General features: G+C 31.3%; 26 protein-coding genes. 17 read left to right on the top strand and 9 right to left on the bottom strand.

The genetic code is table 11. The features are described 5' to 3' along the window. Positions 1 to 56: 56 nt before the first annotated feature. Genes VBY68_RS02895 through VBY68_RS02885 form a run of 3 tightly spaced genes read left to right on the top strand, consistent with a single transcriptional unit; the run spans position 57 to position 1,008 of the window. Positions 57 to 386 (top strand): hypothetical protein, encoded by a 330-nt coding sequence (locus VBY68_RS02895; protein WP_415268822.1) that lies wholly within the window; start codon positions 57 to 59, stop codon positions 384 to 386. 44 nt (positions 387 to 430) lie between these two features. Next, positions 431 to 805, top strand: coding sequence for a hypothetical protein (locus VBY68_RS02890; protein WP_099214410.1), 375 nt, complete (start codon positions 431 to 433; stop codon positions 803 to 805). 11 nt (positions 806 to 816) lie between these two features. Beyond that, entirely contained in the window at positions 817 to 1,008 is a 192-nt protein-coding gene (locus VBY68_RS02885; protein WP_099214411.1) for a hypothetical protein, read from the top strand. On the opposite strand, the gene pdxR is transcribed toward VBY68_RS02885, so the two are convergent. Beyond that, positions 1,005 to 2,501 (bottom strand): MocR-like pyridoxine biosynthesis transcription factor PdxR, encoded by a 1,497-nt coding sequence (gene pdxR / locus VBY68_RS02880; protein WP_415268821.1) that lies wholly within the window; start codon positions 2,499 to 2,501, stop codon positions 1,005 to 1,007. The two genes, VBY68_RS02885 and pdxR, sit on opposite strands and share 4 nt — an antisense overlap. 81 nt (positions 2,502 to 2,582) lie before the next feature. Between pdxR and VBY68_RS02875 the strand changes: the two genes are divergently transcribed. The 5 genes from VBY68_RS02875 to VBY68_RS02855 are packed head-to-tail and all read left to right on the top strand — an operon-like array spanning position 2,583 to position 5,717. Then, complete coding sequence (locus tag VBY68_RS02875; RefSeq protein ID WP_415268820.1) at positions 2,583 to 3,101, top strand: DinB family protein; 519 nt, start codon at positions 2,583 to 2,585, stop codon at positions 3,099 to 3,101. A gap of 36 nt (positions 3,102 to 3,137) precedes the next feature. Next, positions 3,138 to 3,428: a DUF1272 domain-containing protein gene (locus VBY68_RS02870; protein WP_099214414.1), complete on the top strand. Its 291-nt coding sequence runs from the start codon at positions 3,138 to 3,140 to the stop codon at positions 3,426 to 3,428. Positions 3,429 to 3,431: 3 nt separating this feature from the next. Further along, positions 3,432 to 4,091, top strand: coding sequence for a pyridoxamine 5'-phosphate oxidase family protein (locus VBY68_RS02865; RefSeq protein WP_415268819.1), 660 nt, complete (start codon positions 3,432 to 3,434; stop codon positions 4,089 to 4,091). Positions 4,092 to 4,129: 38 nt separating this feature from the next. Beyond that, complete coding sequence (locus VBY68_RS02860; RefSeq protein WP_415268818.1) at positions 4,130 to 5,047, top strand: ATP-grasp domain-containing protein; 918 nt, start codon at positions 4,130 to 4,132, stop codon at positions 5,045 to 5,047. Continuing rightward, positions 5,031 to 5,717, top strand: coding sequence for a hypothetical protein (locus tag VBY68_RS02855; RefSeq protein WP_415268817.1), 687 nt, complete (start codon positions 5,031 to 5,033; stop codon positions 5,715 to 5,717). The genes VBY68_RS02860 and VBY68_RS02855 overlap by 17 nt, the downstream gene beginning before the upstream one ends. 75 nt (positions 5,718 to 5,792) lie before the next feature. Here VBY68_RS02855 and VBY68_RS02850 read toward each other — a convergent pair whose 3' ends face one another. Beyond that, positions 5,793 to 6,656, bottom strand: coding sequence for an outer membrane beta-barrel protein (locus VBY68_RS02850; protein WP_121146819.1), 864 nt, complete (start codon positions 6,654 to 6,656; stop codon positions 5,793 to 5,795). 133 nt (positions 6,657 to 6,789) lie between these two features. Between VBY68_RS02850 and VBY68_RS02845 the strand changes: the two genes are divergently transcribed. The 5 genes from VBY68_RS02845 (at position 6,790) to nhaA (ending at position 12,642) form a co-directional block, all read left to right on the top strand. Beyond that, complete coding sequence (locus VBY68_RS02845) at positions 6,790 to 7,971, top strand: class I SAM-dependent methyltransferase (protein ID WP_415268816.1); 1,182 nt, start codon at positions 6,790 to 6,792, stop codon at positions 7,969 to 7,971. A 148-nt stretch (positions 7,972 to 8,119) separates the two neighbouring features. Then, on the top strand, positions 8,120 to 8,923 hold the full coding sequence (gene fdhD / locus VBY68_RS02840; RefSeq protein ID WP_415268815.1) for a formate dehydrogenase accessory sulfurtransferase FdhD: 804 nt from the start codon (positions 8,120 to 8,122) through the stop codon (positions 8,921 to 8,923). Positions 8,924 to 9,024: 101 nt separating this feature from the next. Continuing rightward, positions 9,025 to 9,666 (top strand): hypothetical protein, encoded by a 642-nt coding sequence (locus tag VBY68_RS02835; protein WP_415268814.1) that lies wholly within the window; start codon positions 9,025 to 9,027, stop codon positions 9,664 to 9,666. Positions 9,667 to 9,676: 10 nt separating this feature from the next. Beyond that, the gene (locus VBY68_RS02830) at positions 9,677 to 11,200 is read left to right on the top strand and encodes a hypothetical protein (RefSeq protein WP_415268813.1); all 1,524 of its coding nucleotides are present in this window, start codon (positions 9,677 to 9,679) and stop codon (positions 11,198 to 11,200) included. Positions 11,201 to 11,313: 113 nt separating this feature from the next. Beyond that, the gene (gene nhaA / locus VBY68_RS02825) at positions 11,314 to 12,642 is read left to right on the top strand and encodes a Na+/H+ antiporter NhaA (protein ID WP_121146815.1); all 1,329 of its coding nucleotides are present in this window, start codon (positions 11,314 to 11,316) and stop codon (positions 12,640 to 12,642) included. 9 nt (positions 12,643 to 12,651) lie between these two features. Here nhaA and recG read toward each other — a convergent pair whose 3' ends face one another. After that, positions 12,652 to 14,763, bottom strand: coding sequence for an ATP-dependent DNA helicase RecG (recG, locus tag VBY68_RS02820; protein ID WP_415268812.1), 2,112 nt, complete (start codon positions 14,761 to 14,763; stop codon positions 12,652 to 12,654). Between the two features lie 61 nt (positions 14,764 to 14,824). Here recG and VBY68_RS02815 point away from each other — a divergent pair, with 61 nt between their 5' ends. Together VBY68_RS02815 and VBY68_RS02810 are read left to right on the top strand one after the other, a co-directional pair. Further along, positions 14,825 to 16,036: an RsmB/NOP family class I SAM-dependent RNA methyltransferase gene (locus VBY68_RS02815; protein WP_121146813.1), complete on the top strand. Its 1,212-nt coding sequence runs from the start codon at positions 14,825 to 14,827 to the stop codon at positions 16,034 to 16,036. 295 nt (positions 16,037 to 16,331) lie between these two features. Then, positions 16,332 to 16,763, top strand: a complete 432-nt coding sequence (locus VBY68_RS02810) for a hypothetical protein (RefSeq protein ID WP_415268811.1) — start codon at positions 16,332 to 16,334, stop codon at positions 16,761 to 16,763. Positions 16,764 to 16,813: 50 nt separating this feature from the next. Here VBY68_RS02810 and VBY68_RS02805 read toward each other — a convergent pair whose 3' ends face one another. Genes VBY68_RS02805 through VBY68_RS02790 form a run of 4 tightly spaced genes read right to left on the bottom strand, consistent with a single transcriptional unit; the run spans position 16,814 to position 19,443 of the window. After that, complete coding sequence (locus tag VBY68_RS02805; protein ID WP_415268810.1) at positions 16,814 to 17,275, bottom strand: MaoC family dehydratase; 462 nt, start codon at positions 17,273 to 17,275, stop codon at positions 16,814 to 16,816. A gap of 6 nt (positions 17,276 to 17,281) precedes the next feature. Beyond that, positions 17,282 to 17,902: a trimeric intracellular cation channel family protein gene (locus VBY68_RS02800; RefSeq protein WP_121146810.1), complete on the bottom strand. Its 621-nt coding sequence runs from the start codon at positions 17,900 to 17,902 to the stop codon at positions 17,282 to 17,284. Continuing rightward, entirely contained in the window at positions 17,903 to 19,021 is a 1,119-nt protein-coding gene (locus VBY68_RS02795) for a DEAD/DEAH box helicase (RefSeq protein ID WP_415268809.1), read from the bottom strand. A 35-nt stretch (positions 19,022 to 19,056) separates the two neighbouring features. Beyond that, the gene (locus VBY68_RS02790; protein ID WP_121146808.1) at positions 19,057 to 19,443 is read right to left on the bottom strand and encodes an acyl-CoA thioesterase; all 387 of its coding nucleotides are present in this window, start codon (positions 19,441 to 19,443) and stop codon (positions 19,057 to 19,059) included. An 89-nt stretch (positions 19,444 to 19,532) separates the two neighbouring features. Here VBY68_RS02790 and VBY68_RS02785 point away from each other — a divergent pair, with 89 nt between their 5' ends. After that, positions 19,533 to 20,870 (top strand): MATE family efflux transporter, encoded by a 1,338-nt coding sequence (locus VBY68_RS02785; RefSeq protein WP_415268808.1) that lies wholly within the window; start codon positions 19,533 to 19,535, stop codon positions 20,868 to 20,870. Here VBY68_RS02785 and VBY68_RS02780 read toward each other — a convergent pair. After that, positions 20,867 to 21,541: a DUF2461 domain-containing protein gene (locus VBY68_RS02780; RefSeq protein WP_415268807.1), complete on the bottom strand. Its 675-nt coding sequence runs from the start codon at positions 21,539 to 21,541 to the stop codon at positions 20,867 to 20,869. The genes VBY68_RS02785 and VBY68_RS02780 overlap by 4 nt on opposite strands. 81 nt (positions 21,542 to 21,622) lie before the next feature. Further along, positions 21,623 to 22,714 (bottom strand): redox-regulated ATPase YchF, encoded by a 1,092-nt coding sequence (gene ychF / locus VBY68_RS02775; RefSeq protein WP_415268806.1) that lies wholly within the window; start codon positions 22,712 to 22,714, stop codon positions 21,623 to 21,625. A gap of 179 nt (positions 22,715 to 22,893) precedes the next feature. Here ychF and VBY68_RS02770 point away from each other — a divergent pair, with 179 nt between their 5' ends. Next, a complete protein-coding gene (locus tag VBY68_RS02770; protein WP_415268805.1) occupies positions 22,894 to 25,617 on the top strand; it encodes a TonB-dependent receptor in 2,724 nt (907 codons plus the stop codon). Positions 25,618 to 25,619 lie beyond the last annotated feature (2 nt).

Below are 25,619 nucleotides of genomic sequence, written 5' to 3'. Positions count from 1 at the left end.
GAGGAAGGAAAAAAACAAAGAAAACAAAATAATATTATTTAAAGTTTTTAAACTTAATGGGGGAAGTAAGCTTACGAGCATTAATAGAAGAGTCTGAAGCAGATAAAGGACTTATTTTTAATTCCGAAGGAGAAGTAATTGATTCTCATAATATCACCAAAGAAAATAACATTGCAGCAATGGCAAACGTCATTGTTACAATGACTCATGAATTTTTTCAAGATGCTTTAGAATCTGAAAGCCTTGATCAGTTAGTTTTAACCTCAAATGAAGGAGTAGTAGTTATTAATAAATTTGATAACAATCATATTGTTTGTTTGTTGGCTGATGACGTTTCAAAAGCGGCTATGATTAAATTAACCCTTAAAAAAGTTACCCTTCAATAAATACAGAGTCTTTTTTTTATTAATTATATAACAACCATTTTACAATGAAAGAAATCATCAATGATTTTATCGAAAACTTAAAAAGTAAAGTTCCTGGATTTATTGCTGTATCAATAACAGATGTTGGTTCTGGAGAGGCCTACGATTCTTTTACAGTAAACCCAGATTTTGACCCTAACTTAGCTTCTGCTTACAATTTAGGAGTAGTAAAAGCTAAATTAAAAGCAATTGATGCGTTAGCATTAAATGAAGAAATTCAAGATATAACTATTACTTTATCTAGCCAAGTGCACATTATTAACATTGCTCCTAGTGGTACTTATTTTGTTTACTTAGCTGTAGATTCTAAAGAAGCTAACTTAGGTATAACCAAAGCTTTATTAAACAAGTATAAAGTAGAGTTAAATAACGCATTATAAAAAATATAACTGTGAAAAACACGAATCATTTATCTATAGATAAGCCTTTAAAAAAACACCTCAATCAAACACTAAAAGAGTTTCGTAAATATAGATTTTCTGAAGGTGAGTTGAAATCAGAAGAAAAGAAGAGTAAAGATTTTTTCGGGTTCTTATTTAAAGAATACGACAGTATGAATGATTTAGTAAAAGATATGTTTTAAAAGTGCTTAATAGGCACTTTTTTTATACCCTCAAATGTCATTTTTAACCTTTCAAAAAGCATTTTTATTTCCTCATTACTATAACTAGCAAAACCAATTCGTATTGAATTATGCTTTTTATTTGCTAAATCATATCGCTGCCACTCTCCTATTTCAAGTTGATGTTTTCTTGCTTCTTTTGCTACTTCATTCCAAGAATATTGTTTATTTAATTGAACCCAAATAGCCATTCCTCCTTTAGGAACCTTAAATTGAAAATAATCTCCAAATTCTTTTTTCAATAAATTACAGAATAAATCACGACGTTGTAAATATATCTTCATTAATTTACGTATGTGCCTATCTAAATCCCCAGACTTAATAAACTCAGCAAAAGTTAACTCTAGTAAAGCATCCCCTTGCCTATCTATATATCCTCTTAATTTAGCTGCTTCATTCACAAAGTCTTCAGATGCTACTAAGTATCCAATTCTAAAAACTGGAGCTACAGTTTTACAAACAGAACCTATGTAAATAACATTTCCAGATGTGTCATGACTTGCCAATGGTAAAATTGGAGCATGGTTATAATTAAAATCATAATCATAGTCATCTTCAATAATAGCAAAATTGTGTTTTTGAGCTAGATTTAATAAATGAATCCTCCTTTGAGCAGATAAAGTAACAGTTGTAGGGTGATGATGATGAGAAGTAACATAAACAGCCTTTATAGGTTGTTTTTTACATATTTTCTCTATTTGATCAACTACAATACCGTTTTCATCTACAGAAACTCTTTTTATTTGTGCCTTTTGATATTGAAAAGTTATATCTGCTGAAGAATAATTAGTTTCTCCAACAATTATAACATCATTTTCCTTTAAGAGTAATTGTGTAGACAACCACATTCCCATTTGACTACCACGAGTAATTAAAATATTCTCTTTAGTTACTTTTAAGCCTCGAGAACTGTTTAAGTACGTAGCTAACACTTCTCTTAATTTTATATTCCCATGTGTTGAGTTGTAATCTAAAAAAGTATAAATACTCTTTTTAGAAGCTATTTTTCTGTAAATTCTAGCAATTTCTTCTGTTGGAGTAAGTCTTGTGTCTGAAGTACCATCATTTATATAGATAACTCCTTCTTTTTTCTCCGTTTTCTTTTCTAATAAATGATTATTTTCATAAAAACCATACCCTGCACTTTTACTTTTAGATGTTTTAATAGTATTTACTAATGTTACTTTTTGAACAAGAGGTAAGTTCTTATTCACAAAAGTTCCTTTTTTAGGAACACTTTCTACCCACCCTTGTAATAATAATTCTTCATAACAAGCAACAACCGTTTTTCTGTGTACTAGTAATAAATCAGCCAAAGTTCTTGAACCTACTAACTTTGTTCCTGGTGGTAGCTTTCCCTCTCGGATTAATAAAATAAATTGATTTGCTAATTGCAAGTACAAAGGCTCTTTAAGACTTTTATTAAGCTTTAACGAAGTTTTATAAGGAAACATCTGGACTACTAATTATTTAAAATCTGGATTAAAATAATAGACCATAAATATACTACATTTGAAAAGTAAATAATATAAATAATGAAAAAACAAGAACTTCAACCAACTGAATTTAATGAATTTTACACCGGATACTTATCTAAAATACCAGACAATACAAGCTTAAAGAAGGGGTTTGAAGATGATAAAGAAAATGTTATAAAATTTTTCTCTTCAATTTCTAAAGATAAACTTGAATACCGTTATCAACCAGGAAAATGGAGTATAAAAGAAGTGTTACAACACATAATTGACACTGAACGCATATTTATGTACCGCGTATTGCGAATTGCCAGAAAAGACATAACTCCTATTGAAGGCTTTGACCAAGATATTTATATAAAACCTTCAGGTGCTAATGATAAAACAATAGAAGCTTTATTGGAAGAATTTAAAACAACCCGCTTGTATTCAATTAACTTATTAAACAGTATTTCGAACGAGAACCTATGCAGCATTGGAGTAGCAAACAACTCTCCTTCCTCAGCAAGAGCTTGTGCTTTTATCCTATTAGGTCATAGCGTTTGGCATATGGATATTATTAAAGAACGTTATTTATAGACTAAACAAGAAAAATCTAAATAAAACAACTTAAAAATGTTAGAGATTAGACCTAATTGTGAACACTGTGGTAAAGATTTACCAAATACTTCTACTGAAGCTATGATATGTAGTTTTGAATGCACTTATTGTAAAGAATGTGCTTTGGACGTTTTTGAAAATGTATGCCCTACATGCTCTGGGAATTTTGTTCCCAGACCAATTAGACCTCAAAAGTTTATTGAAAAACACCCAGCATCTTTGAAAAAAGTTTATAGTCCAAAGGATATAGACAAAGCAAGAGAAAAACGCTTGAAATTTAAAGATGTTTTACCCGAAAACAGATAACGTATGAAAGAATATCAAAAATCAAAAATCAATAGAGTAAAAAGAGGTCAAAATAGAGCAGTTTATGATATTGAAAAAATCAATACTATTTTAGATGCAGGGTTTATTGGTTTTGTAAGTTACACATATGAAGGAAAAGCAATTTCTTTGCCTATGGCTTACGGAAGAAAAGAAGATAAAATTTATCTACATAGTTCACAGGCAAACAGAATGTTATTGTCGCTTTTAGAAGCTGGAGAAATGAGTATGACAGTAATGCATTTAGATGCATTAGTATTAGCACGTTCAGGATTGCATCATTCAGTAAACTACCGTTCTGCTACATTATTTGGTTCAGTAAAAACAATAGAGAAACCTAAAGAAAAAGAAGCCGCTTTATACTGTTTTATGGAACATATGATGAAGGGGCGTTGGAATGGAATTAGACCTATGAAACCTGAAGAACTAGATAGAACATTAGTTGTAGAAATGACAATTGAAACTGCTTCTGCAAAAGTGAGAGATGTTGGAGTAAATGATGAACCTGAAGATTATAATTCACCGATTTGGGCAGGTTTAATACCTTTAAAGCAGGTAGCCCTACCTCCTATTTCTGATGAAAATTTAAAAGAAGATATACAAATACCAAATCACGTAATAGAGTATTATAACATGCATAAATAAGCATTTTATAACTTTAAAAATAGCGTTACATTGCATATATGAAAAAATACGATGTTATTATCCTTACCGATAAAAGGTATATAAAGCCGAAAATGCTTGATCGCTATATTCAAAACGTATTAGATGAAGATAACTATGTAAAATTAGCTCTTGAAAATCAAGGGCTAAAAGTAGCTCGTCTTTCTTGGGATGATACAGATTTTGACTGGTCTACAACAAAGTATATTTTATTTAGAACTACTTGGGATTACTTTGATCGATTTCCAGAATTTTCTAAATGGTTAAATGTTGTAAGTAAACAAACAACATTGTTAAATTCAGAAAAAATCATTCGTTGGAATATAGACAAACACTACCTACAAGATTTGCAACAAAACGGAATACATATTTGTGAATCCTATTTTATTGATAAAGGAACTCAGTTTACATTAAATGATATTTCTGAAAAATATAATTTAAAAGATTTTGTTTTAAAACCCTGTATTTCAGGTGCTGCAAGACACACTTACAAAATCAATATTGAAACCATAGACGAATATGAAACTATTTTTTCTTCATTAATTGCTAAAGAGGATATGATTATCCAACCTTTTCAGTACAACATAGTTGAAAAAGGAGAAATTTCGTTAATGATTATGAATGGTAAGTTTACACATGCTGTTTTAAAAATAGCCAAATCAGGTGATTTTAGGGTGCAAGATGATTTTGGAGGTTCTGTTTACAATTACACACCTACCGATGATGAAATTTTGTTTGCTGAAAACGCCGTAAAAGCCTGCATAGAACTCCCTATTTATGCACGAGTAGATGTTTTTACTGATAATAGTGGTAAATTAGCTATTGCAGAACTAGAACTAATAGAGCCAGAACTTTGGTTTAGAAACTACCCTTCAGCAGCAAATGAGTTAGCTAAAGGAATAAAACAATTAATGAATAAAAATGAAGAAGTTATTTAAAATATTAGGAGGATTATTACTTGTTGGAGCTATTGTATTAGCTGTTTTTTATTTTAAAAACAATGAGAGTCTTCCTAGAGGTCAACAAGGACCAAAAGCGGACGCTTTAGCAACAAAAATGCTTAAAGCGTTAAATTATGAAGCTTATAAAACCACTCATTTTATAGAGTGGAGCTTTAGAGGAAAGCATTTTTATAAGTGGGATAAACAAGAAAATATAGTAGAAGTATCTTGGGACTCTAATAAAGTAACCTTATATACAAAAAGCCCTGAAAAAAGTATTGTTTTAGTTGATGGAAAAGAAGTTGAAAACAAAGAAATACTTCAAAAAGCCATAGACTATTTTAATAATGATAGCTTTTGGCTAGTAGCCCCATATAAAGTTTTTGAAAACGGTATTGAACGTAGAATTGTAGAATACGAAGGTAAAGAAGCTTTATTAGTTACTTATACTACAGGAGGATCAACCCCTGGAGATTCTTATTTGTGGATTTTAGATGAAAAAGGTAGACCTACTAGCTATAAAATGTGGGTTTCTATAATTCCTACTGGCGGAATGGAAGCTACTTGGAATGATTGGATTACAACAGAATCTGGAGCTGTATTACCAACTAAGCACGAAATGTCAGTCGGGACATTAGATATGGGAAATGTAAAAACTTACAATTAGTTTCACTTCTTACATAAACAATAAAAAAGAGCAGCAAAATTGCTGCTCTTTTAATTTTTATATAACTCGAAAATATTATTTACCGAAAGTATAAGTAATACCAAAATTAATTCCGAAAGAAGAATATGGTACTTTTTGAGATAACTGCTTAGAAGTATCTGTGTTTCCTAAAGGTAACTCATCAACATACTCTATATTATCATGAAATAATGCAGCTGCAGAATTCCCTCCTGCTGTTAAAATACCTCTTACCTGATCGATATTTAATGTTGCTCCATTTTCTCTAATAGAAGCTGAAAACTCAGACATTTTAGAAGTATCTCTAGTAACACTAATCCCCATATACTCAAATTCACCAAAAATAGCTACATTTTTAGATAAATCATGCTTATAACCAATTGCTGCAATAGCACCTAAAGGAAAACGTCCTTTAAAATCATGAACAAAATCAACATCTAAAGTTGTTTCTACTGGCACACCTGGTAAAGTTCCTGCAGGTAATTTAATTCCATGCATTTTTCCAATAGCTTCAGTTCTACCTCCTATTTTTGTTAAAAAACCTACTCTACCATAAATGTTATTAGTAAACTTATAAATTAAAGAAGCAGATGCACCGTAAGCTCTACCTCTTGAGTAAATATCAATTTCAGGTTGACCTGCTAGATTAACTTTGTTTATAGTTTGATCTGCTCCGTGTAAATAACCAAAAGAAGCTTCAACTCCAAAGGTGTCATTAAAAAAATACCCTCCTCTTAACTGAGTATGTAATCCTTCTCCATAACTACCGTAGGTGTTTTCTACGCCTGCAGCTGTTGTTTCAGTTCCAAAACGTACTCCTGCACTAGAAATTGAATAACCTCCTGCTGCAGAAACATAAAATTGAGCACTTGCGCTCGCTGTTGCTAAAATCATAGCAAGCATTAAAATACTTTTTTTCATAATAAATTATTTGTTAACTTTAATTTGATAATAAGTAAACAAACGTAGTGAAAATCTAGGATTAACAAGGCTTTATAACTGTTAAATTATTAGTATTATTGCGGTTAAAAGCTCAATTAAAACCACTTCTTTTTTGAATAAAAATATTTTACATCCTGAGGTTCAGAGTTATATTAATGATAACTTAAAAGTCAATATCGAACAATTTATTTTTAAAGGAAGTCCCTTTAAAGACGTTTCTGTACAAGAATTAGCCAATCAAATTATAGCAAAACACAAATCAGAGAAGAAATTACCTATCTGGTTTCAAACAAAAAACATTTATTATCCACCTAAACTAAGTATTGAACAAACTTCTTCTGAAATAACAGCTGAATACAAATCAAAATTAGTTAATGGGGATTCAATAATTGATATAACAGGAGGATTTGGTGTTGACTGTTATGCTTTTTCTAAACGATTTAAAAAGGTTGTACATTGTGAGATAAATGAAGAGCTTTCAGAGATCGTTTCATACAATTATGAGCAATTAGAAGTTTCAAATATTAGAACTGTTGCCACAGACGGATTAGAGTACTTAAAAAATGCTTCTGAAAAATTTGATTGTATTTATATTGACCCTTCTCGAAGAAATGATACGAAAGGAAAAGTTTTTTTACTAAGCGATTGTTTACCAAACGTACCCGAAAATTTAGATTTTCTATTTGAAATATCAGATACAATTCTTGTTAAGAATTCTCCCATTTTAGATATTTCATCAACCATAAATGAACTAAAATTTGTAAAAGAAATTCATGTTGTAGCTGTAAATAATGAGGTAAAAGAGCTTCTCTTTCTGTTAAAAAAAGAATATAAAGAATTAGTTGAAATAAAAACACTTAACATACTGAAAAACAAAAATCAGTACTTTGACTTTAAACTAGGAGATGATTTTAAATTTGAATACTCGATACCACTTAAATATCTTTATGAACCTAACTCAGCTATTTTAAAGTCTGGTGGATTCAATCAAATAGCAAGTCAACAGAAAGTAAATAAATTGCACCAACATTCTCACCTATATACTTCAGAAAAATTAGTCAAAGATTTCCCTGGAAGAATTTTTGAAATCAACAATGTATTTACCTACAACAAAAAAAAGATAAAAAAGGAGATAACAGAGACAAAAGCAAATATTACAACACGTAATTTTCCTAAAACAGTGGCTCAAATTAGAAAAGAAACTAAGTTAAAAGATGGTGGAAATTCTTACCTCTTTTTCACTACAAATATAAATAATGAACTAATAGTTATTGATTGCACAAAAACCGATTAATATTTATACTATTACTTATAATTTATCGTTTACCTAATTGATAGAAGCCCCTATCGAAAAGTATGTTTTATTGTTTAGGGGTAATAAAACATACTAAAAGCCTTGATTAACATCAGGGCTTTTCTTTTTTATATACATTTGTTTTATCATGAAACAGACACAAAGCTACCAATCTATTAAACTTTCTACTGATTCTTTAGAGAAATTTGATGACACTCTTGTTATAGAAGCTCCATTACAAATAAACATTAACAAAGAACCATATACAGTAGTTATGAGAACTCCTGGTAATGATAAAGAGTTAGTGAGAGGTCTATTATATGCTGAAGATATTTACAAAAAACAAGATGATGTAAAAGTAGATATAATTAAACAAGAAAAAGACTTTTCTACAGTTCTAAACATAGAGGTTCCTGAAAAAAAATTAGGAAAAGGTTATTTAAATAAGCGTACTCTTTTATCAGTTTCTTCATGTGGTATTTGTGGAAAAAAAGAACTAAAAGATTTAAAAACTAATGGTAAAGCTCTAAAAAACGGTAACAACACAGGTGTTAAAGGGTTAGTAGAAGTTGTAAGTCGTATTTCATTGAAAATGAATAATAAACAGTTTTTATTTAAAACTACAGGAGGTAGCCATGCTTGTGCTATTTTTAATAAAAATGAAGAGTTATTAACTATTAAAGAAGACATCGGTCGTCACAATGCTGTAGATAAATGTGTTGGTGATTTAATCAATCAAAACAAACTAAAGGAAGCCTGTTATATGTTAGTTAGCGGAAGAGTTTCTTACGAAATAGTTTCTAAAGCTTTCTTAGCAAAAATCCCTATTATAATTGCAGTTTCAGCATGTTCTACTTTAGCTGTAGACTTTGCTAAAGAATTTGGAATTTTCCTTATCGGTTTTAGCAGAGATAGTAAAATGACTATATATTCCACACCAAATAATTTATAGAAACAATCGAGTACAAAACCAATTATATTCTTTAAAACTCACGTATAAAAAAAGATTTGTACTTTAGTACTTTTAATAATTATTAATTAATCCAAATACTTATGCCTTTTATAGAAGAAGAGAAGTTTAAGTTAATGCACGAAGACTTAGACAACGCTAAATTAAAAAGAGAAGAAGCAGAAAGCGAATTAAGTAGCACACAAGAAGAATTAGCTGCACTAAAAAAGAGCTCAAAAACTCTGCCTATTTTCTTGGGACTTCTATTAGGTTTAGCTTTAGGTGCTGCATACTATTTTTATGCAAATGGAGGTAGTAGCGCTATCAATAACATTGATATTGAAGCTGTAAAAAAGAAAGAAGCTTACAGAGTACTAGATAGTATAAATAGAGCTCAAGCTAGAGCAGCTAGAAATGCTGAAGAATCTGACAGTGATATTTCATCTAATTCTAATTCTGATATTAATACAGAAACATTGGCTGATGAAGTAGCGCAAAATACAAATGGACAAACAATTTATTCAGTACAAATTGGAGTACTTTCAGAAAACAAATATCCATTATTATCTTCAGAAGTTATTCCATCAACAGTTACTACTAATGATGGTTACTTTAAATACTCTTTAGGTTTATATACTACTTTGGATGAAGCTAAAGGTTTACAAAAAGAATTAATTAAAATTGGATTTAACGATGCTTTCGTAGCCTCATATATAAACGGAAAACGCCAGAAAATACATAATTAAATAAAATTTAATGCTTAACATTATTTTTAAAAGAGCACTCATAGTAAGTTTACTAATGAGTGTTCATTTTTTTTACGCACAAACAAGTATTGTACCTGAAAAGAAAACACAGTTTGGATTTGGTCAAATTGATTTCCTATCGATTAAAATGCCTGACGGAGAACAAAATATGGACTACACAGGGCTCCACTATAACCTAAAATTAAATGATTGGAGTTATGCAGGAGTAGGTTTATATGGAGCTGTAGGAGGTATTAGAGGAGGTTTTTTTACTTTGGGTGTAAATGCAGGAATTCAACAAAAAATAACTGATAAACTTTTTATTGATGCTGGACTTCATTTTGGTGGCGGCGGTGGTGCTTCTGCTCCTGATGGTGGTGGTGCATTTATATTACCCCATCTTAACTTAGGGTACGACTTTAAACATTTTTCTGCAACTGCAGGATATAGCTATGTTGACTTTTTTGATGGAGGAACTATTAACAGTAGCCAATTCAATGTAGCTGTACAAATCCCTCTATCTTTTGAAACAGCTAGATTTAAAGATAGAGAAACTACTTTTTCTGTGGAAGATTTAAAAAATACTTCATGGAACTCTTTAAGTAATAGAATTTCATTATTAGTTCATCTAAACAATGCTAAAGTAACAAAAGGTTCTTATAAAGGAAACACAATACGTTTAGCAGGTTTTGAATTAAATTCTTATCTTACAGATGATTTTTTCTTTTTCGTTAAAGCAGATGGTGCTTATCATGGAATTAAGGCAGGTTATATGGATGTTTTCCTTGGTGGAGGTTATCATTTGTCAATGAATAAGAATCGTACAAATATTTTAGCTAAATTTGGAGTAGGTGCCGGTGGCGGTGGCGGAGTAGATACTAAAGGAGGTTTTTTAATCTATCCAGACCTCTCTTTAGAGCAAAAATTATTTGATAATGTATATGCATCAATCAATAAAGGATACTTAATGAGTCCTGATTCTCACTTTGTGTCTTCAACTTTTGGTCTAGGATTGAAGTATTATATGGATAGAGATGGTATTTTACCAGATGAAAGAGAATTTTCAGAAGGAAAATTCAAAGGGTTTGACGCAGTTATTAAACAAGATTTATACTTGGATGCTGCTAGAGATGGTGATTTTGATCAAGATATGCATCAAATATCACTGCAATTAAATTTTTTCTTAAATAAATATTTATATGCGGCAGGTCAAACTTCTTTTGCTAACTTTGGTAATGCAGGAGCTTATGCAGAAGGAATTGTAGGTTTAGGAGTTCAAACAAATGAATTCTTTAACGGAAAAACCTCTCTTTTTGCACAAGTTTTAGGAGGTGCAGCTGGTGGTGGTGGTATTAGTACAGGGCAAGGATTAATTGTTAAACCTAGTATTGGAGTTAATCAAAAACTTACTAATAACTTAAATTTAAGATTAGGAGCGGGTTATGTAAAAGCTAGAGGAGGAAATTTAAGTAGTACTCAAATAAATTTGGGTATTTCGTATCGTTTTTCCTTCTTAAGTGTTAAAAAGTTTTAAAAATTTAACTTTTCGTTAAAGTTTGATGAATTATCTTCGCTTTCTGAAACAAAAAAATTAATATCCTTGCTTTTTTTCAAGTTAAAAAAGCAAGTTACAATCTATATACAAACATGAATAAAAAGAGTATAGCATCTCCATTTAAAAAATTTTTAAAAACTGAAAGTGCTAGTGGTGTTTTATTATTAGGAGCTACTTTATTGGCCCTCATTTGGGCAAACTCTCCTTTTAGAGACAGTTACAGTGCTTTATGGGACTATAAAATAGGTTTTAAGTCTGAACACCTTGAATTATACAAACCTTTAATACTTTGGATTAACGATGGGTTAATGGCTGTATTTTTCTTTTTAATTGGGTTAGAAATTAAAAGAGAATTCTTAATAGGTGAATTAAACTCTACTAAAAAGCTAGCGTTTCCTCTTTTTGGAGCAGTAGGTGGAATGTTATTTCCTGTTTTGTTTTTTATTCTTTTAAATGAAGACCCGGAAACAGCACATGGTTGGGGGGTTCCAATGGCTACAGATATTGCCTTTTCTTTAGCTGTTTTAAATACTTTAGGTAAAAGAATACCACTAAGTTTAAAAGTATTTTTAACTGCTTTTGCTATTGTTGATGATATAGGGGCTGTTTTAGTAATCGCTTTATTTTACAGTACTAGTATAGATATTACATTGATATCTATCGCTATAGGTTTATTAGCTTTTCTTTATTTTATTGCTCATAAAGGTTTTTATTCTCACTACGTAACTTTTATGTTTGGTGCAGTTATTTGGGTTTTATTTTTAAAAGCAGGAATACACCCAACGGTTGCAGGTATATTAATGGCTTTTGCTGTACCGATTAGACAAAAAGCACATACCCCTGAGTTTTTAGCTAATTTGTCTCAGATAATGGATAATATTAAAAAAGCGAAGGTTTCACCTAAACCAATATTGTCAAAAGAGCAAATTAATGAAATAGATAACTTAGATCACTGGATAGAAGATTACCAATCTCCTCTTCAACTTTTAGAACATAAATTACACGATATAGTAGCGTATGCAATTATTCCTGTTTTTGCTTTAGCTAATGCAGGGGTTTTAATAATGGATAGTAATGCGCATTTAGACTCTTCCTTAATAATACACATAGCTTTATGTTTAGTTCTAGGGAATAGTATTGGAATCACCACAGTTATTACCACAGTTAAAAAGCTTAAAATAATTGAAGTTCCTAAAGAAATAAATGGTCAGCACATTGTTGGTGTATCATTTTTAGCAGGAATCGGGTTTACTATGGCAATATTCATTGCTAGTTTAGCTTTTGCTAAGAGCCCTGAATTCTTAGGATCCGCTAAAATTGGTGTGCTTTTAGGTTCTCTTATTTCTGCAATAATAGGATATATAATACTTAGGCTTAATAAAAGCGACAACGAAGAAGAAGAGTTAAGTACTACTAGCTAGTACTTAATTCTAACTTATATTACTCCAAATTCCACTTGTTTTTCTAAGCTTTTCATAAGCTTTCAGCAAGCTGGAATTTTTTGTTTCTGATAAATTCGGATCTTCTTGAAGTAAGTTTATAGCAGCTTTACGGGCTACGTGTAATATTGGACTATCTTTAACAACATCTGCTATTTTAAGGTTTAAAACACCACTTTGTTGTGTTCCCATAATATTTCCAGGACCACGAAGTTTTAAATCTACTTCAGCAATTTTAAATCCATCTGTAGTTTCTACCATCGTTTGCAAACGAGTTTTTCCGTCAGAAGACAACTTATAGCTCGATAATAAAATACAATAACTCTGTTCTGCACCACGTCCTACTCTACCTCGTAATTGGTGTAATTGACTTAACCCAAAACGCTCTGCACTCTCTATAACCATTACAGAGGCATTAGGCACATTTACTCCCACTTCAATAACTGTAGTAGCTACCATAATTTGAGTATCTCCTTTGGCAAATCGTTCCATTTCATAATCTTTATCAGCAGGTTTCATTTGCCCATGAACAATGCTTATTTGATATTCAGGAGAAGGAAACTCACGAGAAATACTCTCATAACCATCCATTAAATCTTTGTAATCCATCGCTTCAGACTCTTGAATTAATGGATATACTACATATGCTTGTCTTCCTTTAGCTATTTCATCTTTCAAAAACTTAAAAACCCCTAAACGATTACTATCATAACGATGTACAGTTTTTATTTCTTTACGCCCAGGAGGCAGTTCATCAATTACAGAAATATCTAAATCACCATAAACAGACATTGCCAATGTTCTTGGTATAGGCGTTGCAGTCATAACTAAAATATGTGGAGGAATAGCCCTTCCATCAGAAGGACTTTTTTCCCATAACTTTCTTCTCTGTGCAACTCCAAAACGATGTTGCTCATCAATAATAGCAATACCTAGGTTTTTAAATTGTACTTTATCTTCTAAAATAGCATGTGTTCCTATCAGGATATGTAGCGAACCATCTTCTAAACTTTCATGAATTTCTCTACGCTTTTTTGTTTTGGTAGACCCTGTTAATAATTCAACTTTAATATCGGTTTTCTCTAATAATTCTATTATTCCATTATAATGCTGTGTTGCAAGAATTTCGGTAGGAGCCATAATTGTAGCTTGATAACCATTATCAATGGCCAACAACATAGTCAATAATGCTACAATCGTTTTCCCAGAACCTACATCCCCTTGCAATAATCGATTCATGTGTGCTCCAGAGCCAACATCTTTACGAATCTCTTTTAATACTCGTTTTTGAGCCCCTGTTAAGTCAAAGGGTAAGTGATTGTTATAAAAATTGGTAAACTCCTCTCCTACCTGTTCAAAAACGAATCCTTTTAGTTTTGATTTTCGGATGAGTTTTTTCTGTAGTAATTGTAATTGAATAAAAAATAACTCTTCAAACTTTAATCGATATTGAGCCTTTGCTAGTAGTTCTTGATTCTTAGGAAAGTGAATATTTAAAAGTGATTCTTTTTTACCTAAAAATTGATGTTCTTCAATAAAATAAGCAGGAAAAGTTTCTTCAATATCATTATAAGCTTGCTGAAACAAGTTTTGAATCATCGTACGCATGACCTTGTTACTTATTCCTTTTGTGCTTAGTTTTTCAGTAGAAGGATATACTGGTTGCATAGCCATTTGTAGCTTGCTTTTGTATTCTTTTACTGTTTCCATTTCTGGATGTGGCATATTAGGAGTACCATTATACCAATTTAATTTTCCATAAATAACATATGGAACATTTACTTTTAAACTATCTTTAATCCATTTAGCCCCTTTAAACCAAACCAATTCCATGGTACCTGTAGTGTCAGAAAAAGTAGCCACTAACCTACTACCTCTTTTTTGTTTTACGGTTTTTACGCCTGTAATCTTACCTACTATTTGTACTTCAGCAGAGTTTTGTTGCAACTGATTAATCGTATAAAACTGTGTTTTATCGATATATCTAAACGGAAAAAGGTGCAATAAATCGTTACAAGTTTTAATACCTAACTCGGTAAATAACAACTCTGCTCTAGCAACACTAATTCCTTTTATATATGTTACGGGGTTATTTAAATTCATTAAGAACGAAAATACAAAAAGCCATTAAAATCAACTATCTTTGCACTCTTAAATTCATCAAATGAGATTACATAGAAATTTAGTTTTCGCGGTTATTGATAGCTTACGCGATATTTTTAATGAAGATGTATATGCAGATAAAGCTGTTGAAAAAGCTTTGAAGAGAGATAAACGTTGGGGAGCACGTGATAGAAAGTTTGTTGCTGAAACTATTTATGATGTGGTTCGTTGGAAACGATTATATGCAGAAATAGCAAATGTAAAAGCACCTTATTCTCGTCCTGATTTATGGCGATTATTTGCTGTTTGGTGTGTGTTAAAAGGAATTCAATTACCAGATTGGAACCAGATAGAACCTACTCCTACAAGAAGAATTAAAGGTAAGTTTGATGAGTTATTAAAGATAAGAAAGTTTAGAGAATCTATTCCTGATTGGATTGATGAAGTTGGAGTTCAAGAGTTAGGAGAAGAAGTTTGGACTAAAGAAATAGCTGCTTTAAATAAACAAGCAGAGGTTATTTTACGTACAAACACCTTAAATACAACTAAAGCTCATTTACAAAAACAATTAGCTTCTGAAGGAATTGATACAGAGTTTATCAAAGGATATGATGATGCTTTAAAATTAGTAGAAAGAGCGAATGTTTTTAAAACAGAAGCCTTTAAAAAAGGTTTTTTTGAAGTTCAAGATGCATCTTCACAATTAGTAGCTGCTTATTTAGATGTTGAACCAGGTATGAAAGTGGTAGATACATGTGCTGGTGCTGGTGGTAAAACGTTACACTTAGCTTCGTTAATGAAAAACAAAGGACAAATTATAGCAATGGATATTTACGAAAGTAAATTGAAAAAACTAAAAGTTCGTGCTCGTAGAAACGGAGCTCATAATATTGATACTCGTGTAATTGATTCTACAAAAGTTATTAAGAAGCTACAAGGAAAAGCTGATAGAGTATTAATTGATGCTCCATGTTCTGGTTTAGGAGTTATTAGAAGAAATCCTGATAGTAAATGGAAATTACAACCTGAGTTTTTAGATAAAATTCGTGGTACTCAGCAAGAAGTATTACAACAATACTCTAAAATGGTAAAGCCAGGAGGAAAAATGGTATATGCTACTTGTTCGGTATTACCATCTGAAAATCAACAACAAGTTGAATTCTTTTTAGCTTCTGATGCAGGAAAAGATTTTAAATTTGTAAAAGACGAAAAGGTATTGTCGCATAAATCTGGTTTCGATGGGTTTTACATGGCTCTTTTAGAAAGAAAATAATCTTTTTAAAAATAAAGTATATTAAAAAAGGCTCGGGATAATATCTCGAGCCTTTCCTTTCAATCAACTATTAAAAACTAACTAATCACTAAACATTACTGTTAAGTAATTATATGCTTATACGACGATTATTTTCTATTGTCGTTACAATTACCATATGTCTTTAACATTATTTTAAGAAGACAAATTCACCATTTTCACTTATCTACTACTCTACTAACTGATTTACAGTGAGTTTTGTATTTTGAGTTATTTATAACTACATTTATCAGTAACTAACTAAAAAACTATTTTTATGACAGATTCAAACAAACCCACTACACTTTTTTGGATTATTGGTGTTGCAGCCTTAGTTTGGAATGGACTAGGTGTTATGCAATATTTAGGAATGGCTTACATGACAGATGAAGTTAAAGCTGCTTTACCTGAAGCAGAAAGAGCTTTATATGATAATATTCCTTCATGGGTTACTGCTGCTTTTGCTATTGCTGTTTTTGGCGGATTAATAGGTAGTGCTTTTTTACTAATGAGAAAAAAGTTAGCAAGACCTATGTTTTTAATTTCATTAATAGCTATTATTGTTCAAATGTCGTATAACTTATTTATGAGTAAAGCAGCTGAAGTATATGGGCCAGGAAGTGTTATAATGCCTATAATGGTAATTGTTATAGGTGTATTTTTATTGATGTACTCTAAAAAAACAATAGCCAAAGGTTGGTTATCGTAACCCTAAAAATATATAATTCAAATGCTGTCTTGAAAAGGACAGCATTTTTTTTATTCAAATAGAACAAAAATAAATTCGGCAACACAAGCAGGTTTTTCTTGGCCTTTTATTTCTATTGTGCAATCAAAGGTTAGCTTTTTACCATTCTGAAAATCTTCTATTAGTTTAACAGCACTAATTAAACGTAATTCACTATTTACAGGTACAGGGTTTGGGAAACGAACTTTATTCAATCCGTAGTTTAACCCCATAGTTACACTTTTTACTTCAAATTGTTTAGAAATCAGTTCCGATAACATAGAAACAGACATAAATCCGTGTGCTATCGTTGTTTTTGTTGGAGAATATTTAGCTGCTTTTTCTTCATCAATGTGAATCCACTGTTTATCTAATGTGGCATTCGCAAAATCATTAATCATTTGTTGAGTTACGGTATACCACTCTCCTACTGGTAATTGTTTTCCTTCTATATTAGAAAGTTCTTTTAAGTTTTCAAAAACTATTTTTTTCATATTCTTTTATTTACCAAAAACATCCTTTTTAATACGAGGAAGCTCTAATTTATACTGTACGGCAATTGTTCTTACAAGAATAATTATTCCTGCAGAAATAACAAACAGTACATCTTCATTCATGTTTAAAGGATATAAAAGTAGGTATACAATTCCTCCCGATAAACAGGCTGATGCATATATTTCTCTATGAAAAATTAACGGAATTTCATTTGTTAGCACATCCCTAATTACACCTCCCATTACTGCAGAAGACATCCCCATTACTAAGGCTACAAACGGATGTAGATTAAAATTTATCCCTTTTTGAACACCTAATAACGTAAACACACTTATACCAATAGTATCGAACAGAAACATTGTTCTTCTTAACGGTGCTATTTTACTTCGAAATAAAAAAGTTGCTGCAACAGCTATTAATATTGTCCAGATATAGTTAATATCTCCAATCCAGTTTATAGGATGTGCGTTAATAAGCACATCTCTTGTCATTCCGCCTCCTACGGCAGTAACAAAAGCTATGATAATGACTCCAAAAACATCAAACTTTTTTCTAATAGCAACTAATGCACCACTAATAGCAAAAGCAAAAGTTCCAGCAATGTCTATGGCGTAAATTACATCCATTTATATTGATATTTCAGAAAATTGTATTTGTAATGTTCTTTCTACTTCTGCTAAACGACTTCTTTCATTTTGAAGAATCAACGCTAAAGAAATTCCTCTTTTCCCCGCTCTTGCCGTTCTACCACTTCGGTGTGTGTAGTATTCTAGTTGTTCTGGTAATTGATGATGGATAACAAAAGCTAAGTTTTGAACATCTATTCCCCTTGCAGAAACATCTGTAGACACCAATACTTGAAGATTTCCATTTTTAAAAGCACGCATTACCTTATCACGTTCTTTTTGCTGCATATCTCCTTCTAAAGCCTCTACTGAAAAGCCTTCATCTTTTAATTCTTTTGTTAGCTTTTGAGCACCTGCTTTAGTTCTTGAGAAAATTATACCTCTTTCAGTATGTCTTTTTTCTAAAAACTTAATAATAACATCTGTTTTTTCAGGAATGGTAGTTGTTACAAATTGATGTGTTATATTGGCATTCACCAATACATTTTTGTTTACTTCAACTTGTTTTGCTGAAGCATTCATGTATTTTTTTATAATACTTCGTATTTCATCAGGCATTGTTGCTGAAAACAACCATGTTTTACGAGTACCTGAAGTGTATTTTAAAATACGATTTAACTCTAATTTAAACCCCATACTAAGCATTTCATCTGCCTCATCAAGTACTAAGGTTTTAATATTTTTTAAATCTACATCACCTCTTTCTATTAAATCAATCAAACGTCCTGGAGTTGCCACAATAATATGTGTGGTTCTCTTTAAATTGTTGATTTGACGTTCAATCTTTTCACCACCGTAAACAGCTTCTACAAAAATTTTATTATCAACATATTTTGTAAACTTAAATAGTTGTTTCTTTATCTGTTGTACCAGTTCTCTTGTAGGTGATAAAATTAACGCTTGAACATTGTCTTTTGAAGCATCTATTTTATGCAAAATAGGTAGACCATAAGCAGCTGTTTTACCTGTTCCAGTTTGTGCTAACCCAATAAAATCTGAATTATTCTCAAGTAAATAAGGTATTGCTTCTTTTTGTACTTCAGTAGGAGTTGTTATTCCTAACTCTTTCAATCCCTTAACATATTCTTTTCGTACTCCTAATGCGGTAAATGTTGTCATTCTATAAATTTATAAGTGCAAAGATATTGTTTCTTTTACGGTAACAATAAGTTTGTTACTTCTTTCGTTATTCTTTTAGGTTTTTTGGTATTAGCATCCAACAAACAAAAAGTAGTTTGAGATTTTACTAATAAAGTTTCACCTCTGTACATTTCAAAATGACGAACAGATCTTATCCCTTCTGTTTTACCAACCCATGTTCTAAGCGTAACTTCGTCCCCTAATACGGCTTGATTTTTATAATCAACTTCATGACGAATAACAAACCAAACATAGTCGATGTTTTTAACATTTTTAGAAAGTTCTTTCCAATGAGCATCAGAAATATTTTGCATCCATTGTACATAGACTACATTGTTTACATGGTTATATTCATCTATCTCTTCTGGAGTTACGATATGTTTTTGTTCAAATAAATTCATAAAGCAAACTTACAGGATTGATGTTAATTATTACTTAAATCTAACGCTGTTTTTATTTTTGATGGATAATTCACACTAATTTAGTCAACATGAATAAAATCGCCAACGACTTAGGTACTAAAAGTATCAGTCAACTTATTTTAAAACAAGCTATCCCTGCTTCTATTGGAATTCTAGTAATGTCGATTAATATGATTGTTGATACCATTTTTGTTGGTAGATGGATTGGCGTACTCGCTATCGCAGCAATTACCGTAGTATTACCCATAGCTTTTTTAATATCATCAATAGGTATGGGAGTTGGAATTGGAGGTAGCTCTATAATTTCTAGAGCATTGGGAGCTAACAAAGATGATAAAGCATTTGAGGTTTTTGGAAATCAAATTTCATTAACTATTGCATTATCTATTTTATTTGTATTGTTAGGAACGTTTTTCAGCACTCCTATTTTAAGGCTTTTTGGAGCCAATGGAGACATTATAACACCCGCTACTGAGTATTTTAATGTAATTGTTTGGGGAGTTCCGTTTTTGGCTTTTGCTATGATGGGTAATCCTGTTGTTAGAGCAGTTGGGAAACCTAATTATGCTATGCTTACCATGCTATTTCCTGCAATAGCTAATATTTTTTTAGATGTTATTTTCATTAAGTTTATGAACTTGGGAATGTATGGAGCTGGTTTAGCTACTTCTATTTCATATGCAGTAAGTGGATTATTCATTTTATGGTTTTTTATTTCAAAAAGAACTGAATTAAAAATTATTCCAAAGTATTTTAAATTGAATTTTTCTATTGTAAAAGAGATTATTTCTTTAGGAGGAATAACTGTTGTAAGACAAGGAACAATAAGTATTTTGACCATTATTTTAAATTATTCTCTTTTTAAGTACGGAGGTGAAATTTCAATAGCAATCTATGGTATTATTAATAGAGTTATGTTATTTGCTTTGTTCCCTGTTTTAGGAGTAACACAAGGCTTTTTACCTATTGCTGGATACAATTATGGAGCTAACAATACAAAGAGAGTTAAGGAAGCTATAAAAACATCCATATTTTATGGTACTGGTATTGCTGTTTTAATTTTTATTATGATAATGTTATTTCCTAATGAGTTGGTTGGTATCTTTACAGAAGACGAAAAGTTATTAAACCTTACTCCTAATGCATTAATTATAGCTTTTTTAGCAACTCCTGTAATTACTACTCAATTAATTGGATCTGCATACTTTCAAGCGGCAGGCAAAGCTTTACCTGCGCTATTGTTAACACTCTTAAAACAAGGAATCTTTTTAATTCCTTTAGTGTATATACTTCCTAAATTTTATGGTGTAAATGGTGTTTGGATGTCTTTTCCTATAGCTGATGTTTTATCTACTGTACTTACCTATGCTTATTTGAAAAGAGAAGTTAGATTACACCTTAATTAATCTAAAATACTTTCTCCATTTAAGTTTGTGGTTAACACATCACTCATGTAATTAAAAAACGGACGCAAAGCTTTAAAAGCATCATCTACCTTTGTTAAAAAGTCTGGTGCTAACACTTCTTTATCAGAAAAACGCTGAATAGCTATATAACCTTTTTTACGAATCAAATCGATATCTGGATGCTGTTTATCAAATCCTTTAGGAGCAGTTTTAAGCTCATCTCCTTCTAGTTTACCTCCAAAATGTTGTATGTAGTTCTTTTCTTTTAAAATCTCTCTAATTTCAGAAGCATCTACTTCAAACTCTTTACGAATACGTAAAAGATCCTCTTTGTTTGGTTCCCAGAATCCACCAGCAACAAAACTGTCTCCAGGGCAAATATGTAAATAATACCCACCTCTTAGCTCAGGCTTTTTTCTGTGAAAAGAGCCTCCAAAATGCGTTTTATAAGGTGTTTTATCTTTTGAAAAACGGACATCCCTGTAAATTCTAAACAGCTTAAACTTATCAATCTCATCATGCTTATTTAAGTTTTCTTGAATAGTCTTGTACAGTGCTTTCGCATTATTTTGGGCTTCAGTAAAGTCTTTTTTATGCTCTGTAAACCAATCTCGATTATTATTTTCTTTTAAGTCTTTTAAAAACTGAAATGTTTGTTTTTCTATTTGCATTATAAGCGATTTTAAACTTCTAAGGTACAAAAAAACTCCACTAAAAATTAGTGGAGTTTATGCTTTATTCTTTAAAAAAAGTTACACGTTAAATCTAAAATGCATGATATCACCATCTTTAACTATGTACTCTTTTCCTTCTACTCTCATTTTACCAGCTTCTTTTACTTTAGCTTCACTACCAAACGCTACATAATCATCATAACCAATTGTTTCAGCACGAATAAATCCTTTTTCAAAGTCTGTGTGAATAACTCCTGCTGCTTGTGGTGCAGTTGCTCCTACAGGAATTGTCCAAGCTCTCACTTCTTTTACACCTGCAGTAAAATAAGTTTGTAAGTTCAATAATTTATAAGCCGAACGAACTAAACGAGAAACACCCGCTTCTTCTAATCCTATGTCAGCTAAGAACATTTGACGCTCTTCATAATCATCTAATTCTGTAATATCTGCTTCTGTTCCTACGGCTAATACAATAACTTCAGCATTTTCATCTGCTACAGCTTCTTTTACTTTATCAACATAGGCATTTCCTGAAACTGCTGAACCTTCATCTACATTACAAACATATAAAACAGGTTTTGCAGTAATAAACTGTAAAGGCTTAACAAATTCCTCTTCTTTTTCTGTAAACTCTATAGAACGAACAGATTTTCCTTCTAGTAATGTTGCTTCAACCTTTAATAAGATTTCTAACTCTACTTGAGCCTCCTTATTACCAGTTTTAGCAGTTCTTTTTACACGCTCTAAACGTTTTTGAACAGTTTCTAAATCTTTTAGTTGAAGTTCAATATCAATAGTTTCCTTATCTCTTATAGGATCAACAGAACCATCAACGTGTACTATATTATCGTTATCAAAACAACGTAATACATGTAAAATAGCATCTGTTTCGCGAATATTAGCTAAGAATTGGTTACCTAAACCTTCTCCTTTACTTGCTCCTTTTACTAAACCAGCAATATCTACAATTTCTACAGTTGCAGGTAAAACTCTTTCAGGATTTACTAGTTCTTCTAGCTTTTCTAAACGAGTATCTGGCACGTTTACTACTCCTAAATTAGGCTCAATGGTACAAAACGGAAAGTTTGCACTTTGCGCTTTTGCATTAGATAAACAGTTAAATAAGGTTGATTTCCCTACGTTTGGTAATCCTACAATTCCAGCTTTCATTCTATTGTTTTATTGAAATTTTGCGAGTGCAAATATAGTGCTTTGCTTTCTAAATTTTCTATTTATTTATGATTCATTTAAGTTTGTTTTTAGTTAGTAATTTTATGTTTTTAACATTTTTTTAAGATTTAGATTGATTTTTTACTATTTTTAAGAAATTAACTAAAAAATATATTTAAATGAAAAAACAGACCCTTCTTATTATTTACCTGTTTTTTTGGGGACTTCATATGTTAAGTGCTCAAACATTAATTAAAGGAACAATAAAAGATACAAACAACGACCCTTTACCTGGAGCTAATGTTTTAGAAAAAGGAACTTCTAATGGTACTTCTACAGATTTTAATGGTGAATTTTCTCTTAACGCTAATGCTAATGGAACTTTAATAATTAGTTTTTCAGGTTTTGAAACACAAGAAATTCCTATTAATGGAAAAACTAGCTTTAATATAGTTTTAAAAGAAGGTTTAGAATTAGATGAAGTTGTTATTGTAGGGTCTAGAAACCCTAAAAGAACTGCTATAGATACCCCTGTACCTGTTGATATAATTGATGTAGCGGATTTAGCTACTAAAAATGGTAAAGTAGAAGTAAATGACATACTTCAATACGCAGCACCTTCGTTTAACGCAACAAAACAATCAGGATCAGATGGTGCCGACCATATTGTACCTGCTTCTTTAAGAGGTTTAGGACCTGATCAAACATTGGTATTGATTAATGGAAAAAGACGTCATCAATCATCATTGGTCAACATTTTTGGAACACGAGGACGTGGTAATTCAGGAACTGATTTAAATGCTATTCCTTCTGCAGCTATCAAAAGAATTGAAGTTTTAAGAGATGGAGCTTCAGCTCAATATGGTTCTGATGCTATTGCAGGAGTTATTAATATTGTTTTAAAGGATAATACCGATGGTGTTTCAGGGAGTGTTGGCTATGGTGCCTACAGTACAGCCATCGGAAATGGATGGGCAGAAGCTACAGGAGAAACTTTATACAATGTGGAAGGAAAAAATAGATTAGATGGAGAAGACAAAAGTTTTGATGGAGGAACTTTTAAATTAGATTTAAACTACGGAGCAAAACTGAATGATAAAGGAGGTTTTGTAAATTTCACCACTGAATTGTTATCTAAAGAACGAACGTTGAGACCAGGATTTTCTTGGCGAAAAGGATATGGTAGTGCAGCTATTGATGGGTTTAACTTTATGGTAAATGCAAGTTTACCTATAAACGACAACACTGAAGTATATGCTTTTGGAGGCAGAAACTTTAGAGATACCGACGCCTATGCTTTTTCTAGAGATAGTTTTGATGAAGGTGACAATAGAAGTGTTCCTAGTATACATCCAAATGGTTTTACACCAAGAATAACTTCTAACATTACTGATATTTCAGTTTCCGCAGGAATTAAACATAAATTAGAAAATGGTTGGGAAATTGATTTTAATAATACTTACGGAGAAAATAAATTCCATTATTTCATCAAAGACTCAAACAACGCTTCTTTAAAAGATGCTTCACCTACCGATTTTAATGCAGGAGGACATAGTTTATCACAAAATACTACTGGATTAGATTTTAGTAAGTACTTAGAAGATTTAATGAGTGGAGTTAACCTAGCTTTTGGTTTAGAATATAGAACAGAAAACTTTATCATTTTTGCTGGAGAAGAAGCTTCTTATGGATTGTATGATGATAACGGAGTATTAATGACAAATCCTGCTGTTCAACCAGTAGCTGTTGACAGCAATGGAGATGAACTACTTGGGGGATCTCAAGGTTTCCCTGGCTATGGACCAGATAATGAAGTAGACCGTTCAAGAAGTAATGTAGGTGTCTATTTTGATTCTGAGTTTAACTTTACAGAAAAATTCTTAGTAGGAGCTGCTGTTCGTTTTGAAGATTACAGTGATTTTGGTAGTACGTTCAATTTTAAATTGGCTTCAAGATTTAAAGCAAGTGATAATTTAACTCTAAGAGGTTCTATTTCTTCTGGTTTTAGAGCACCATCTTTAGCTCAATTATATTATAATTTAAAATTTACCAATATTGTTAATGGAGAATCACTTCCTTCATTATTATCTGCTAATAACAGCACCGTAACTAGAGCTTTCGGAATAGAACAGTTAAAAGAAGAAACAGCATTCAATGCTAGTTTAGGATTTACTTATAAAATAGGTGGATTTACCGCTACCATTGATGCATACTCTATAACTGTTGATGATCGTATTATTTTAACAGATAACTTTGATGCATCAGGATTAAACTTAGGGGTTGATGCAGCACAATTCTTTGCTAATGGTGTTGATACAAAAACACAAGGATTAGATATTGTTTTAAACTATAAAAAATCTTTTGAAGACCATAGAATTGATGTAGGTTTAGTAGGAAACTTTAACGATACTAAAATTGAAAAAATTAAGAATGGAAACTTAAACAAATTTACTTTCTTTAGTCCTTTTTCTGAAGCTTATTTAAAAGCAGCAGCTCCAGATCACAAATTCGGTTTAAACCTAGGGTATGGATATAAGAAGTTTGATGTATCTCTAAATCTAACTAAATTCAGTGATGTTGAGTTATTTGATTTTCAATGGGTACAGTACTCTCCTGCCAATGAAAGTGAAGCTTTAAATTTTGATACTGATGAGGATGGTATTGGCGATACTAATTTATATAAAGCAGGAAATGATATGTATAAATCAGCTATAACAACCGATTTAAGTTTAAGTTATGCTTTCACTGATAAAATTACGCTTACAATTGGAGGGAATAATATTTTTAACGTGTATCCTACTCCACAATTTGATGGATGGACTGATCAGGGAGGATTAGCTGATTCTGTACAAATGGGATCAGATGGCGCTTATTTCTTTACTCGGTTAGGATTTAAACTTTAATA

The organism is Tenacibaculum ascidiaceicola (assembly GCF_047470925.1).
GTDB lineage: Bacteria > Bacteroidota > Bacteroidia > Flavobacteriales > Flavobacteriaceae > Polaribacter > Polaribacter discolor.
The sequence above is the reverse complement of the archived record's forward strand: the minus strand, read 5'-3'. Positions and strand labels throughout refer to the sequence as shown.